The 14414-nt window shown below is 34.2% G+C and carries 12 protein-coding genes; 7 read left to right on the forward strand and 5 right to left on the reverse strand.

The annotated features are described in order from the left end of the window. Positions 1–1041 (forward strand): endonuclease/exonuclease/phosphatase family protein, encoded by a 1041-nt coding sequence (locus tag AABL87_RS08550; RefSeq protein ID WP_006267029.1) that lies wholly within the window; start codon positions 1–3, stop codon positions 1039–1041. A gap of 35 nt (positions 1042–1076) precedes the next feature. Here the strand turns inward: AABL87_RS08550 and AABL87_RS08555 are convergent, their stop codons facing one another. Both AABL87_RS08555 and gldJ read right to left on the reverse strand, forming a co-directional pair. Continuing rightward, the gene (locus tag AABL87_RS08555; protein ID WP_341277181.1) at positions 1077–2378 is read right to left on the reverse strand and encodes a UDP-N-acetylmuramoyl-tripeptide--D-alanyl-D-alanine ligase; all 1302 of its coding nucleotides are present in this window, start codon (positions 2376–2378) and stop codon (positions 1077–1079) included. A 68-nt stretch (positions 2379–2446) separates the two neighbouring features. Continuing rightward, complete coding sequence (gene gldJ / locus AABL87_RS08560) at positions 2447–3967, reverse strand: gliding motility lipoprotein GldJ (RefSeq protein ID WP_006261994.1); 1521 nt, start codon at positions 3965–3967, stop codon at positions 2447–2449. 639 nt (positions 3968–4606) lie between these two features. Between gldJ and porV the strand changes: the two genes are divergently transcribed. From porV to AABL87_RS08580, 4 genes are all read left to right on the forward strand, one after another. Then, positions 4607–5746: a type IX secretion system outer membrane channel protein PorV gene (porV, locus tag AABL87_RS08565; protein WP_341277182.1), complete on the forward strand. Its 1140-nt coding sequence runs from the start codon at positions 4607–4609 to the stop codon at positions 5744–5746. A gap of 81 nt (positions 5747–5827) precedes the next feature. Next, positions 5828–6310 carry a cytidine deaminase gene (locus tag AABL87_RS08570; RefSeq protein WP_006260273.1) on the forward strand — a complete coding sequence of 161 codons (483 nt, stop codon included), beginning with the start codon at positions 5828–5830 and terminating at the stop codon, positions 6308–6310. A gap of 238 nt (positions 6311–6548) precedes the next feature. Then, complete coding sequence (locus AABL87_RS08575) at positions 6549–7946, forward strand: hemolysin family protein (protein ID WP_006260272.1); 1398 nt, start codon at positions 6549–6551, stop codon at positions 7944–7946. A gap of 160 nt (positions 7947–8106) precedes the next feature. Continuing rightward, a complete protein-coding gene (locus tag AABL87_RS08580; RefSeq protein ID WP_006260271.1) occupies positions 8107–8526 on the forward strand; it encodes a GNAT family N-acetyltransferase in 420 nt (139 codons plus the stop codon). Positions 8527–8554: 28 nt separating this feature from the next. On the opposite strand, the gene AABL87_RS08585 is transcribed toward AABL87_RS08580, so the two are convergent. Then, the gene (locus AABL87_RS08585; RefSeq protein WP_341277183.1) at positions 8555–9700 is read right to left on the reverse strand and encodes a multidrug effflux MFS transporter; all 1146 of its coding nucleotides are present in this window, start codon (positions 9698–9700) and stop codon (positions 8555–8557) included. Positions 9701–9784: 84 nt separating this feature from the next. On the opposite strand from AABL87_RS08585, the gene AABL87_RS08590 reads away from it, so the two are divergent. Together AABL87_RS08590 and AABL87_RS08595 are read left to right on the forward strand one after the other, a co-directional pair. Further along, positions 9785–10561, forward strand: a complete 777-nt coding sequence (locus AABL87_RS08590) for an AraC family transcriptional regulator (RefSeq protein WP_006267036.1) — start codon at positions 9785–9787, stop codon at positions 10559–10561. Between the two features lie 12 nt (positions 10562–10573). Continuing rightward, positions 10574–11152, forward strand: a complete 579-nt coding sequence (locus AABL87_RS08595) for a uracil-DNA glycosylase family protein (RefSeq protein WP_341277184.1) — start codon at positions 10574–10576, stop codon at positions 11150–11152. A 7-nt stretch (positions 11153–11159) separates the two neighbouring features. Here AABL87_RS08595 and AABL87_RS08600 read toward each other — a convergent pair whose 3' ends face one another. Further along, positions 11160–12341 carry an MFS transporter gene (locus AABL87_RS08600; protein WP_341277185.1) on the reverse strand — a complete coding sequence of 394 codons (1182 nt, stop codon included), beginning with the start codon at positions 12339–12341 and terminating at the stop codon, positions 11160–11162. Between the two features lie 316 nt (positions 12342–12657). Next, complete coding sequence (putP, locus tag AABL87_RS08605; protein ID WP_006260266.1) at positions 12658–14160, reverse strand: sodium/proline symporter PutP; 1503 nt, start codon at positions 14158–14160, stop codon at positions 12658–12660. Positions 14161–14414: the final 254 nt, after the last annotated feature.

The following is a 14414-nucleotide window of genomic DNA, read 5'->3' on the forward strand; positions in this document are numbered from 1 at the left end:
ATGAAGAACCTATCTTGGTTTAATAAGTTTGTATTTGGTATCAATATACTAATGGCGATTATGTCATTAGTAGGGTATTTTTTGCCTTTTTTAGCACCGAAGTTATTTCCTTTATTATCTGTGTTTACGCTAGTACTACCTTTCTTTTTGATTATTAATCTAGCGTTCTTTATCTATTGGTTAATTCAATTAAAAAGGCAAATATGGTTGTCTTCTTTAATTCTAGTACTTGGGATTACTTTCGCTAATAAGTTTTATAAGTTCTCAGGTAGAAATGAGGAAGTTGGAGAAAAGGAATTCACTTTAATGAGTTATAATGTTCGTCTTTTTAACTTGTTTAATTGGATTCCAGATGAGCATGTTCCTGATAAGATAAAAGAGTTCGTAGATCTACACGATCCTGATGTATTGTGCTTTCAAGAATATTCTAAGAATACAAATATAAAGTTCAGCCAATATCCTTATAAATTCATTACTTCACATGGGAATAAGATAAAAACAGGACAGGCTATTTATTCTAAGTTTAGAATTATAGATAAGGGAGAGATTAACTTACCTAGTTCTAATAACAATGTGATTTTTGCAGATATTCTAAAAGATCAAGATACAATAAGAGTGTATAGTATTCACTTGCAATCTATAAGTATTAGCCCTGATATCCACGAGAGTATTGATGAGGCTAAGTCTAAGCTAATCGTTAATCGTATAGCAAAGGCATTTAAAGAACAGCAGATGCAATCCGAGTTAATAGAATCTCATATGAATGATGTGTCTATCCCTAAGATTATCTGTGGAGATATGAATAATAGTGCATTCTCGTATGTGTATAGGAATATTAGAGGGAATTTAAATGATGCATTCGTAGAAGGGGGAACAGGATTTGGTAAGACGTATGACTTCGCTTATCCGATGCGTATTGACTATGTGTTCGTAGATCCTCGTATTCATGTCAAGTCATTTAAGACTTATCCAGAGTTTAAAAATTCGGATCACTTCCCGTTAATTACAAGATTGGAAATCGATAGCCAAGAAGATAAATAAAAAAGAGCTTAAATAATTATTTAAGCTCTTTTTTGTTATATTAAGTCTAAGGTTCTTTCTAGTGCTATCCCTCTTGATCCTTTAATCAAGATTAGCTTATTCTTAAATACTTCGTTAGAATGGTCAAGAATATGTTGTTTAAACAAGTCAAACGTTTCGAAGAAGTGTATGTCTTCTTGTGTGACATTAATAGATGCTTTAAAGAACTCTCTTCCTATAAAGTATGCTGTTTTGTTTTTGACATCACTTAATCTAGTCACGATATCTTTGTGCTCTTTATAACCTTCTTTTCCTAGCTCAAGCATATCTCCTAAGACGAATACTTTATCGCGTTGATCATTTAGTTGATCAAAGTTAGTCAATACAGCGTCCATACTACTAGGATTAGCATTATAAGCATCTAATAAGATCATAGAGTTATCTTTAGTAATCCACTGTGATCTATTATTAGTAGGGATATAGTGTTCTATGGCTTCTTTAATATCGTTTAAATCCACATTGAAGAATTGGCCGATAGTTAATGCAGCAGCTATATTAGTTGCGTTATAGATTCCTGTAAGATTAGAGTTAATTACCTCTCCTTTATAGTATACTGTAGCGTTAGGTTGAGCTTCTAATTGTTGAATAACGATATCAGCAGAAGAATCTGTACCAAAAGTATAACGGCTGAAGGTCATTGTTTTTGCATCTTGTCTAGGGTCATCTAAGTTGACAAAAGCTGTTTTATAGTTATCTTCTAAATAGTCGTATAATTCGCTTTTAGCTTTAATAACTCCTTCAAAGCCACCAAAGCCATCTAAATGTGCTTTTCCAAAGTTAGTAATGTACCCGAAGTCAGGATCAGCTAATTCACATAAGAAAGCTATTTCTTGTTTGTGGTTAGCCCCCATTTCTATAATACCTAAGTCTGTCTCTTCTGTAAGTGAAAGTAATGTAAGCGGAACACCAATATGGTTGTTTAGGTTTCCTTTAGTAGCTGTTACTTTATATTTTTTGCTTAGTACTGTAGCGATAAGTTCTTTAGAAGTAGTCTTTCCATTACTACCTGTTAGCGCTATAATAGGTAAGCCTAGTTGTTGTCTATGGTGTTTAGCTAACTGTTGTAAAGCTCCTAAGGCATCTGGTACATAAAGCATTTTAGCTGGATCAGTAATCAGCTTTTTATTGTCCATAATCACAAAGGCAGCACCTTTATTAAGTGCGTCTTGAGCAAACTCGTTAGCATCAAAGTTATCTCCTTTTAATGCGAAAAAAAGAGAGTTAGGATGTATGTTTCTAGTATCAGTAGATACACCATCACACTGTAAAAAACATTGGTAAATTTCAGTAATATCCATGAATCAAAAGTATAAAAAAAAGCCCTAATACAATTAGGGCTTTTGAAAAAAGAATATTTTAAAATATGTTAATTCTTCGTTTTTCGCTTATCTGATTTAGGACCTACTTTAGTCATTGCTAATCTGAATCCAATATAATCTGTAGCTTGGTCTTCTGGGAAGAATCTTCTCGTAGCAGGGTCTAACCAATATGCTCTATCTTTCCAAGAACCTCCTTTAATCACACGAGATTTCTCATCATAAAGAGTAACCTTTTTAAGTGGTTTAGGACCTTCTCCTTTTATTTTACCACCTAAACCTGTCTGGATATTGTCATCAAATATAGAAGGATCTAATTCTTCTTGAGCAATTTGTCCAGGTAGATTGCGAACTCTTAATTTACCAGTGCTTAATGTATCAAACTTCACAGTTTCATTTGTTGTAATTTCGATTTTACCATCAGCACCTATTTTGTTTTTATAGTAAACATTTCCTTTATAGAAGTTGAAGTCAGTGTCGTTTAGATCAATAGTTGGGTCATAAACGTCAGCTACCCATTCAGCAACGTTACCAGACATGTCGTATAAACCGAAATCATTAGGAGGGTATGATTTTACTGCATTAGTGATATCACCATTGTCAGTAGACCACCCCGCTATACCACCATAGTCACCACGACCTTGTTTATAGTTAGCGTATTTAGTATTCTGAACGATTGGTTTTCCTTTTTTGCGTTTGCTGCTTTTATCCCAAGGATATTTTTTACGCCCTTTATAGTTGTTGTACTCTCTGTTACCTACTAATCCTATAGCAGCGTATTCCCATTCAGCTTCTGTAGGAAGTCTAAATTGTGAAGTGAATAAACCAGAGTTTTGAGTAGCGTATAAGTTGCGATCACCTTCTTGTGCTTTGTTTCCTTTTCCTTTATAAGCGATATCGCTATTCCCTCCATAAACAGACTCTGGAGAAATAAGGTAAGTATCTGTGCTAAAGTGAGCATCAGATCCTGCTTCAAGAATTTTAGCATCTTTCTTTAAATAACCTGCTTTTTCTAGCGCTAATTCGTTAACACGGTCAGTTCTCCATTTAGCATAGTCATTTGCTTGCACCCAAGTAACACCCACTACAGGATAGTTAGCATAAGCAGGGTGTCTTAAGTAGCTAGTGATAAGTGATTCGTTGAACCCAGAAGGACCTCTCCATACTGTCGTATCAGGAATAGCACTTTTATAAATCTCTTGATATAATTCATTGTTTTGAGGATATACAGTACGCAACCAGTATAAGTATTCATTATACATAATATTGGTAGTTTCTGTTTCATCCATATAAAACGATTGTACGTACATTTCTTTAGGATTATTATTCCAATCAGCAAGGATATCCTCTTGTATACGTCCCATTGTAAATGTACCTCCTTCTACAGCAACCATTCCTTTAGGAGTACGTTGTTCGTATTTGGTGTTGTATTGAAAACCACCTTTACTATCATTGATTTTCCAACCAGTAGCCGTTGATACGTTGCTGTTTGAATTTCCACAACTCGTAATACTAGCAGCAACTAATATACCTGCCAGTAATCGAAAGTTTAAAAGTTCTTTAATCTTCATCTCGTTATAAATGGATATAAAATTGTACGCAATTTAATAATTAACGTTTAATTAGCAATGTGAATACTTTCATTTAATCGAAAAAGTATCAATAATTTTTATTTTTTAATAAGCAATTACACTTATAACGTCTAAAAGTATTTTGTATTGCTTAACAAAAAAATAATTGTTCCGTATAAAGCATGAATTTATACGCAGTGCAAATGTAGCTCGAATTACTTAAATGCCATACAAAATAATTGACAATATAAGGAGAAGATTGCTTGTTCTCTCTTGTGAATTTGCTTTTGTTTCTATGTTTAATTAAGTAATTATAATGCAAAAATGTATTGTAATAAGATTAATACTAAAAATTAGAAGTAGATTCTTTTAATAGTATAAAAAGGGTGTGAATATCTTTGAATTATACAAGGAATAGCCCTTAGTTTGAGTAAAAATAGTATTAAGTTTACTTTGTATAAGATACGTGAAAAAGAATTAAAATGTTGATGGTCAAAGTTTCTTGTAGAGTAAGGTATATATTTCGTTTATAATGAAGATCAAAATAATAATTGTTGTTTTTATAAGTTATAATAATAGCTAGAGTCAGATTTTAGTAATGTTAAAAAGATTATATTTGTGAATCTTAAAAAAATAAAGATGAAAAAAGTTACAGCCTTATTTCTTACTGTTTTAGCGGGGCAGTTTATATACGCTCAGAAAGTAGTAAGACCTATAACTACTGGAGTACCTTTCTTATTAATATCTGGAGATGCGAGATCATCAGGGATGGGAGACATCGGGGTTGCGACTTCTAGTGATGTGTTTTCTCAACAACACAATGCCGCGAAGTATGCATTTGCTACGCAAGCACAAGGATTTTCTGTAAACTATAGCCCTTATATGTCTAAAATTAGTAGCGATATGGCTTTAGGTCAATTAACCTATTTTAATAAATTCAACGAACGTAGTGCTATTGGAGCAAGTTTGCGTTATTTTGGAATGGGGGAAATGGAATTTAGAGATAATAATCAATCGAGCCCTATTATAAAAAAGCCTAATGAGTTCGCTGTGGATATTTCTTATTCATTGAAATTAAGTGACCGCTTTGGTATGGCAGTAGTGGGACGTTTCATCAACTCTAATCTTAGAATGCCAGAACTAGATGGATCTAACTCTATGGCGAGTCAAGTAGCTGTAGATATAGCAGGTTTCTATGAATCAGATGTAATTAGATTTAGTACTTTCGATGGTAGATGGAGAGCTGGGTTTAATATTCAAAACTTAGGGCCTAAGATAAAATATGAAGATGAGCAGTATGGTTCTTTTCTTCCTGCAAACTTAAAGTTAGGAGGTAGTTTTGATTTTATTATTGATCAACAGAATACATTAACTATCTCAGGAGAACTTAATAAGTTATTAGTACCAACACCACCAGAATATAGAAATGATCCAGAAGCGTTAATCGAGTATAACGATACTGGATGGCTTAAAGGAGTGTTTAAATCATTTGGAGATGCGCCTAATGGATTTAGTGAAGAGCTGAAAGAAGTAGCGTGGTCTTTAGGAGCAGAATATTGGTATGACAATAAATTTGCTTTTAGAACAGGATACTTCCACGAAAGCCCAGAAAAAGGAGCTAGACAGTATGCAACTTTAGGAGCAGGCTTTAAATATAATATGATGGCTATAGATCTATCGTATTTATTTTCAACATCAAAAATAAATAACCCAATGGAGAATACACTGAGATTCTCATTAACATTCGATTTAGGTAGAAAAACTTATCGAAGAGGTTAAAAAAAATAGTATATTTGTATTGAATCCAAACCATCCCCAATAAGATGCGTTTGGATTTTTTATCTCTAATAGTCAAGGATTATGAAAAAAATTGAAATCGTAACAACGTTCTTAGAATATGATTCAATAGCAGAATTAGAACAAAAAGATCAAGAGTTAATGAATAGGGCTGTAGAAGTGAGAAAGAAGGCTTATGCTCCTTATTCTAAGTTTAGAGTAGGTGCAGCTATCTTATTAGAAGACGGAACTATCGTAGTGGGGTCTAATCAAGAGAATGCGGCTTTCCCATCAGGATTATGCGCTGAGCGTACAGCTATCTTTTATGTTGGGGCTAATTATCCAGATCAGAGAATCTTGAAGATAGCTATTTCTGCATCATCAGATTTAAAAGTTACGAGTACTCCAATCCCTCCATGTGGAGCGTGTAGACAAAGTATTTTGGAATATGAGACAAAACAAGACTCTGCTATAGAAATGTTCTTTATGGGAGCAGAAGGTAAAGTGTGTTACTCTCCTTCGTTAGTAAATATCTTGCCTTTTCATTTTGATAAAGACTCGATGTAAAAGATGTAAAAAAAGAGCTAATCGCATTTATTTTGTTAAGTGAGTTTCGATTTGTACTATAACATTAGTGCAAAGTTGACTATATTTATAAGCATTGTGATATTTTTTAAAAATTAGTAAATATTGATAGATACTGTGTCAATTAAATTATTAATTTTGATACGAGATTTATATCACAATGATATAAACCTTAAGCCATTAAAAAATATTTAACCATTGGCTTTTTTTAATTCTTAAAATGGATACATACGCCCAGATCATTACAATGTTGGCTGGTTCTAACATTGTACACGAAGAGATTTCAGTAGGTAAATTATTACTTACTTTATTTTTAGTTTTCTTAAACGGTTTTTTCGTTGCAGCAGAGTTTGCAATTGTGAAAGTTCGTACTTCTCAAATAGAAGTTCATCAAGAACTAAATTCTAAAGTAGCAGGTATTGCTAAGAATATTGTTTCTAATCTTGATGCATATTTAGCAGCTACACAATTAGGTATTACCCTTGCTTCACTAGGGTTAGGATGGGTTGGAGAAAGCTCATTAACACCTGTTATTATGTATTTGTTTGAAATCTTTGGTTTCACTGGACCTGAATGGTATGGTGTAGCTAAAAGTGTTTCTTTTCCAGTAGCCTTTGCTATTATCACAATATTACATATTGTTTTTGGTGAATTAGCACCTAAATCACTAGCTATTCACTTCCCAACGAAGACGACATTTACTATAGCACTTCCATTGCGTATATTCTATTTCGTATTTAGACCTATTATTTGGTTGATGAACGGTTTAGCTAATGGTATATTGCGTATTGTAGGTATTAGCCCAATTCACGGAGCTGATATTCATACAGAAGAAGAGCTTAAGATGATTATTACTGAGAGTCAAGAAGGAGGAGCTATTGAAGAAACAGAGCGTGTTCTGATTCAGAATGTATTCGACTTTGATGACAGACGTGTAAATAATATTCAAAGCCTACGTAAAAATGTCTCAGCTATCGAGATTAATACAAGTGTAATAGAGGCTATCGATTATGCAATCAATGAAGGATATTCTCGTTTTCCAGTATATGAAGATAACTTAGATAATATTAAAGGTGTTATTTATACAAAAGACTTGATGAAAGCAATGATTCAAGATAAGAGTAACACTGATCTAGCTTCATTACTACGTGAACCTATTTATATCTCTGAGAATGCACTTATTAAAAATGTATTAAAACAATTCCAAGCAAAACACCTACAGATGGCTATTGCTACCAATGAAGTAGGAGAGTTTACAGGTATTGTGACTATGGAAGATATTCTAGAGGAATTGGTAGGAGAGATCCAAGATGAATATGACAATGAAGAACCTGTAGTACAGAGTATGGGAGAAGGTAGATATGTAGTTAGTGCACATTATAATTTATCAGATATTAATAGACTAGTACCTGTTAAGTTTGAAGAAAGTGAACACTATGATACACTTGCAGGTTTAATCAGTGAAGAGTGTCCTGATGACGAGTTTAAAGTAGGAGATATTATAAGACTTGATGACTACGAAGGAAAAATACTTAAGATGTATCGCAATTCAGTAGAGCAAGTGGAGTTAAGCCTTTTAACTAAAGAACAGAAGGAAGAACAATCAGAAGATAAATAATTATAAAGGACAGTATTCGTACTGTCCTTTTTTTGTAGATTATCATTTGAGTAATTCATTTAGTCATTGTATTGCTACAATTTATCACATTCTAATCAAACGATTAGGAAGAGAATAACAGCAATTATATATTTGTTTATCTAAAAAGATTAAAGAAGATATGAGATATAAGATTTGTTATGATATAATAGAACCAGAGGATTATATTAATATGCGTACAACCTGTGGTTTATCTGAAAAGAGAATTATGGCAGCTGTGATTGGTCTTGCTAATTCTCTATGCTGTGTGTCGATACTAGATACAGAGAATAATGATAAGTTCGTAGGGATGGGAAGATTAGTAGGTGATGGAGGGTGTCATTGTCAGGTAGTGGATATTTGTGTATTACCAGAGTACCAAGGACAAGGGTTAGGTAAGTTAGTAATGACTACATTGACAGAATTTATTAATGATAATCTACCAGAGTCATGCTATGTAAACTTAATAGCAGATGGTGAAGCTTATAAGTTATATGAGCATTATGGTTTTAAAGAAGTATGGCCTGTCTCTAGAGGAATGGGGTATGTCAAGAAGAATTAAGAAAGTGAAAGACGACTTTATAGCAAGGCTATAAAGTCGTCTTTTTGTTTTTAATAAGTAATGAAACTAAGATCGCTATAGCAGCAAAACTAATCATTACGACAGTGATATTAGGCATAGTACTACTAATGTATAAACCTGTACCAATCAAGATATAATACAATAATCCGAATAAAGCACTAGCTGTACCTATGGACGATTTGTATTGTAGTAAGGCTTGACTAAGGATATTAGGAATCGCTATCCCGAATGCAGTTACAATAAATACCATCGGGATTAGAAAGTAAAGCGTATTTCCTATTAGAATTAACACTAAAGCATTCACAATAGCTATAGTTGCTGCAATCTTCATTAAGGTAATGGGTAAATATCCTCTCTCTAGTAATTTCTTGTTTAGAGAGCTTCCTATAAAAGAACCTGCCGCTAGTACAATACCACTATATCCATATACTGTTGGGCTTAATCCTTCTTGTTCAAATATAAAAGGAGCAAATGAGTAATAACTAAAAAGAAGAACATTGTAAGCCATGACTAACAAAGCATATTTCCACAATAGAGAGTCAGTGTACATCGTCTTAGCTAAGGCTATTATTTTATCTAAGGTAATCTTGTCAGTATGTTGTTTAGTTTCTTTTAAGGAGAAGAAGGATGTGCTGAATAGTAGTATTGCCAACGTTGCTAGTACTGTGAATACTCCCCAATAGCCAAATTGATTGGATAGAATTCCTCCCATTAGTAATCCTATAACAGGGCTTACTGATAAGGCGATTCCCATAATAGAAAATACTTTAGCTAGATCTACTCCAGTATAACTGTCTCTCATCATCGTTTGTGTAATCACCGATCCTACGGCTATCCCAAATGCAGCAATAAACCTTGCGATAAGTATTGTTTCAAAATTAGTGGCAAGCAAGGCTAGTACAGAAGCGAGGGTGTACGTTATTAACCCACTTAACATCGCTTTTCTTCTACCGATATAATCACTTAATATTCCCCAAAAGATAACTCCAAGTGCAAAGGCTATAAAGTAAATACTTATCGTTAGCAATGTAGTCTCCTTCGTTACATCAAATGCTTTAGCTAAATGCGTTAAGGCAGGACTGTAGATGGTCTCCACGAATTGGGGGAACATCATCAGTACAATCATTAGCGCTAAACTGTTTTTTGTCTTCATTGTTTTTAATTTTTGACAAAGGTCTTTAGAATTTGTAGTACCTTTATAATACTATAAACTCATTAAATACCGGTTTAAAGACAAATGGCATATCTGCATTCAGAACAAGAATTTCATCCAGAACAAATAGACTTACCTGTTATAGGTTTAGCATCTGATTTAGTTCAGCATGATTCTGGTTTTCATCAGCACGATGAACACCAGCAACTTCTCTATGCACCTAGTGGATGTATGACTCTATTGACTGATGATACACAGGTGATTCTACCACCTACACGTATGTTGATTATACCTGCAAGGTTATCTCATCGCGTGTTCTTTAGAAATGTAGTTGCTTATCGTTCTATCTACTTTACTGCGAAAGAGCAGTTGTGGACAGCTGATACAATCAAAGTATTAGAGGTCAACCCTCTATTAGAGCAGTTGATAGAACGAATATGTTTTTGGGAATGGAAGACTTATACTGATGAGCAGTTTGCTATAGTTAAGGTGTTTAGCAATGAATTAAACGCAGCCCATATAGAAGATTATCATCTGAAGATACCCGAAGATACGAGACTAAAAGATACTATTCGACAGTTTATTATGGAGAAAAGAGTTCCTCCATTTCTCAAGGACTTAACCCAAGAGGTAGGGGCTAGCGAGAAGACTATTTCTCGTATCTTTAAGAAAGAAACAGGGATGGTTTATCAAGATTGGAGATTGCAATGGAAGTATTACCGCTCTCTGGAGTTGTTGGCTGAGGATATGACTATCTCAGAGGTAGCAGATGTATTGGAGTTTTCGTCAGATAGTGCGTTTATAGAGTTTTTTAAAAAGCACGCAGGTATTACCCCACATCGATATTTAATAGGACAGTAAATAGAAGAAGGTATGGATTGTTTTGATGAGTTATTAAGTGATATTAAGGCTTGTAAGATATGTGAAGAAGAACTATCTCTAGGAGCGAATCCTGTGGTATTATCTAGTGTACAGTCAAAAATCATTATTATAGGTCAAGCACCTGGATTAAAAGTACATCTATCAGGTATTCCTTTTAAAGATAAAAGTGGCGAACAACTGCGTCAATGGCTAGGAGTGACAGAAGAGGAGTTCTACGATACGGCTAACTTCTCTATTATTCCTATGGGGTTTTGTTATCCAGGCAAAGGAAAGAATGGTGACTTACCTCCTAAGAAAATATGTGCTCCCACATGGCATGCTCAGTTGTTAGACCAATTAACTTCTGTGAAGCTTATTTTGTTAATCGGAAAATACGCTCAAGATTATTATTTAAAGACTAATGATTCACTGACAGAGAATGTAAATAACTTCCACGAGTATTTACCTACTTATTTTCCATTACCTCATCCTTCTCCGAGAAATAATATCTGGAAAGCAAAGAATAGATGGTTTGAACAGGAGGTTATACCTGTGTTACAACACCTAGTCAAATTAATCTTAAAGAAGTAGTATTTCCTTATTCCTTACTTGTGAAGGAAAGTTGTTTTCTAAACATCATATAGACTAAACTCAAGATAATAACTACTGCACTAGCATACATAATGGTAGGGATATTAGTGATATTATCTTTATAATACCACCCTGCTAAGAAAGCACCTCCACCGACACCAGCCTCTAGAGCGATGTACATAGTAGATACAGCACGCCCTCTCTGATCAGGTTGACTGAAGTCTATTGTCCAGGCATTTAATGCTGGAGATAAGATACCTAAAGAGATACCGTATATAAATGCACCTAGGTATAGCCCATTAGTAGATTCGTAGAATGCTATAATAGCTAGTGAGATAATCAGAAGTACTAATCCAATATTGATGATTAAGACACGTCCATATTTGTCAGATACTTTACCTGCGACAAATCTTACTAGTAGAGAAGAAATAGTAAAAATCATAAAGAAAATCCCTTTATTCTCTAAGCCTAAATGTCCAGTCCAGTCAGGGATTAGCGTAAGAATAACTCCATAAGCGATGTAAGACATAAAAGTCACAAAAGCTGCAGGGAATACCCCTAAGTCAAAGATGTCCTTGCCTGATATTTTTAGTAATTTAAAAGAGAACTTTTCTTTTACTTGTAAGGTCTCTTTCATGTTCATTAAGATCACGATAGAAAGTAGAGCAAAAGCAGATGAAGTATAGAATAGAAAGTCTATAGAGGTGTACATCTTTATGGTACTACCGATGGCTGGGCCTATAGCCATACCTGTACTAAAGCTAATGCCGTGTAGTCCTAATGCTTCTCCCCATCGCTCTTTAGGTACGATATCAGCTACATAAGCTGCCGTAGCTGTAGGCTTGAACCCTGTAGAGAATCCATGTAATAATCGCAAGAATAAAAAGCCGGATACTGTAGTAAGAATAGGGTATAATAAGCTACACACAAAACATACTATCGAGCCTATAGCCATGATAGGCACACGACCTATCTTATCTGTTAGTTTACCACTAAAGGGTCTAGAGATACCTGCAGTGATTGTAAATAGACCGATGATTAGCCCTTTGTATTCTGCTCCACCTAGTCCTGATAGGTAATCAGGTAGCTCAGGTATAAGCATATTAAAACTAGCAGAGAATAGTAAAGAACTTAAACATACTAGTATAAACTGAGTATTGTATATAGGGTGTGAATTAAATCTAGACACGTATTATCGTTTTTATGAGGTGCAAAGTTATTGGTTTACATTTTCTTGTACAATGTTAATCTTATGTTGTTCATATAACCCCAGAATCAACATTAGCCAAATACTACAAAGCAATTCTACTTCATAGCTCTTTCATTAGCTCTATAACCATACTATAGTATGCTGAAATCGCTAATTCAGACCTATCTTGTATAATTACTTTTCGTTTATCTGCCTATTGCTGATTCTGGGATAAACAAAAAACTCTAGGTATATAACATCTTTTATCGTTGTTATATACCTAGAGTTTAGGTTGTAATAAATATATTTTATCTAATTACTTTTCTTTGTGATATAAAGCATCAGCAGTGTCAAACTTCTCTATCATTTCAGTAGACGCTTGTTTTCCATAGTTAGATACTAAGTAGATCGCAATCGAACTAAATAAGAATCCTGGAATGATTTCGTATACCGTATCTCCGAATAGAATAGGCCATACGATTACAGTTACCGCTCCTACTAATACTCCTGCGAAAGTTCCCATACCTGTTGTTTTTCTCCAGAATAGAGTGAATAAGATAGCAGGACCAAATGCAGCTCCAAAACCAGCCCAAGCATGTGCTACCAAAGCAAGAATTTTACTATCTGGATCGTATGCGATTATGATTGCGATTAAAGAGATTAGTAGTACAGCAAACCTTCCTGTCCACACTAGCTCTTTTTGGCTAGCACTTCTTCTGAAGTAAGCTTTGTAGAAGTCTTGTGTAAGTGTACTAGAAGACATTAATAGCTGCGCACTTAATGTACTCATTACTGCAGCTAGAATAGCCGAAAGTAAGACACCTACTACCCAAGGGTTAAATAATTGTTTGATTAGCTCTATGAAGATCATTTCATTGTCTTTGTTTACTACACTAGCTATTTCTGGATGTTTATAGTAGTAGCTAATTCCTAGATAACCTATCGTTACAGCTCCTCCTAGACATAATGTCATCCATGACATTCCTATACGTCTAGCATTCTTCATTGTCTTCACGCTATCAGCAGCCATAAAGCGTGCTAAGATATGTGGCTGTCCGAAGTACCCAAGTCCCCATGCAGCAGCACTAATAATAGCGATAAAGCTTACATTATGTGTTAGACTTGAATACGAAATATTAGTAGCAATAGCAGCTTCGTTCGTATAAGTAGTGATAGCATCCCATCCTCCCATATATAGGATAATCATCACAGGAGTCAAGATTAACGCAAATAGCATTAAAGTAGCCTGAATCGTATCACTCCAGCTTACTGCTAAGAATCCACCGATGAAGGTATACGCTATCGTAGCTAAAGCCCCTAGATATAACGCATTGATATACTCCATGTGGAATAGCGTTTCGAATAATCTAGCACCAGCTACCATACCAGACGCACAGTATATCGTGAAGAAGATTAGGATAGTTACAGCAGATACTGTTTTTACTAATTGACCATCTTTTCCAAATCTGTTGTGGAAGAAGTCTGGTAATGTCAGTGCATTATTATTGATTTCTGTGTGTACACGCAGACGACCAGCTACTAACTTCCAGTTGTAGTATGCACCGATAATTAAACCGATCGCAATCCAGCTCTGAGATAAACCTTTACCAAAAATAGCACCTGGCAATCCCATTAGTAGCCATCCAGACATATCTGATGCTCCTGCTGATAAAGCTGTTACTACTGGACCAAAACTACGTCCTCCTAAGATGTAGTCAGAAAAGTCCTTTGTGCGTAAATACGCAATTACACCTATTCCTAACACAACCACTAAATAAATGGAAAATGTTATAATAGTTGGATCTATATTTTCAAACATATTGTTGTTATTTTTTTGCTAAATTTATTTAATTATTTTAAATAATACAATGAATAGCCAGATTATTTAGTTTAATTACGAATAGTGTATTTTAGTATTCTTCTTTTTTGATTTGATTTTTTATATAATAATTATTTAAAAATGAAATAATTACACATTATAGAGAACTTCATCTATTATAATATTCTTTTTTTAAAGAAGATAAATTACAAGAAGTGGTTATATCTCGTTCATCAATATTGATAATGTAAGAC

It is taken from the genome of Myroides sp. C4067 (genome assembly GCF_038039665.1).
GTDB classification, from domain to species: domain Bacteria; phylum Bacteroidota; class Bacteroidia; order Flavobacteriales; family Flavobacteriaceae; genus Flavobacterium; species Flavobacterium odoratimimum.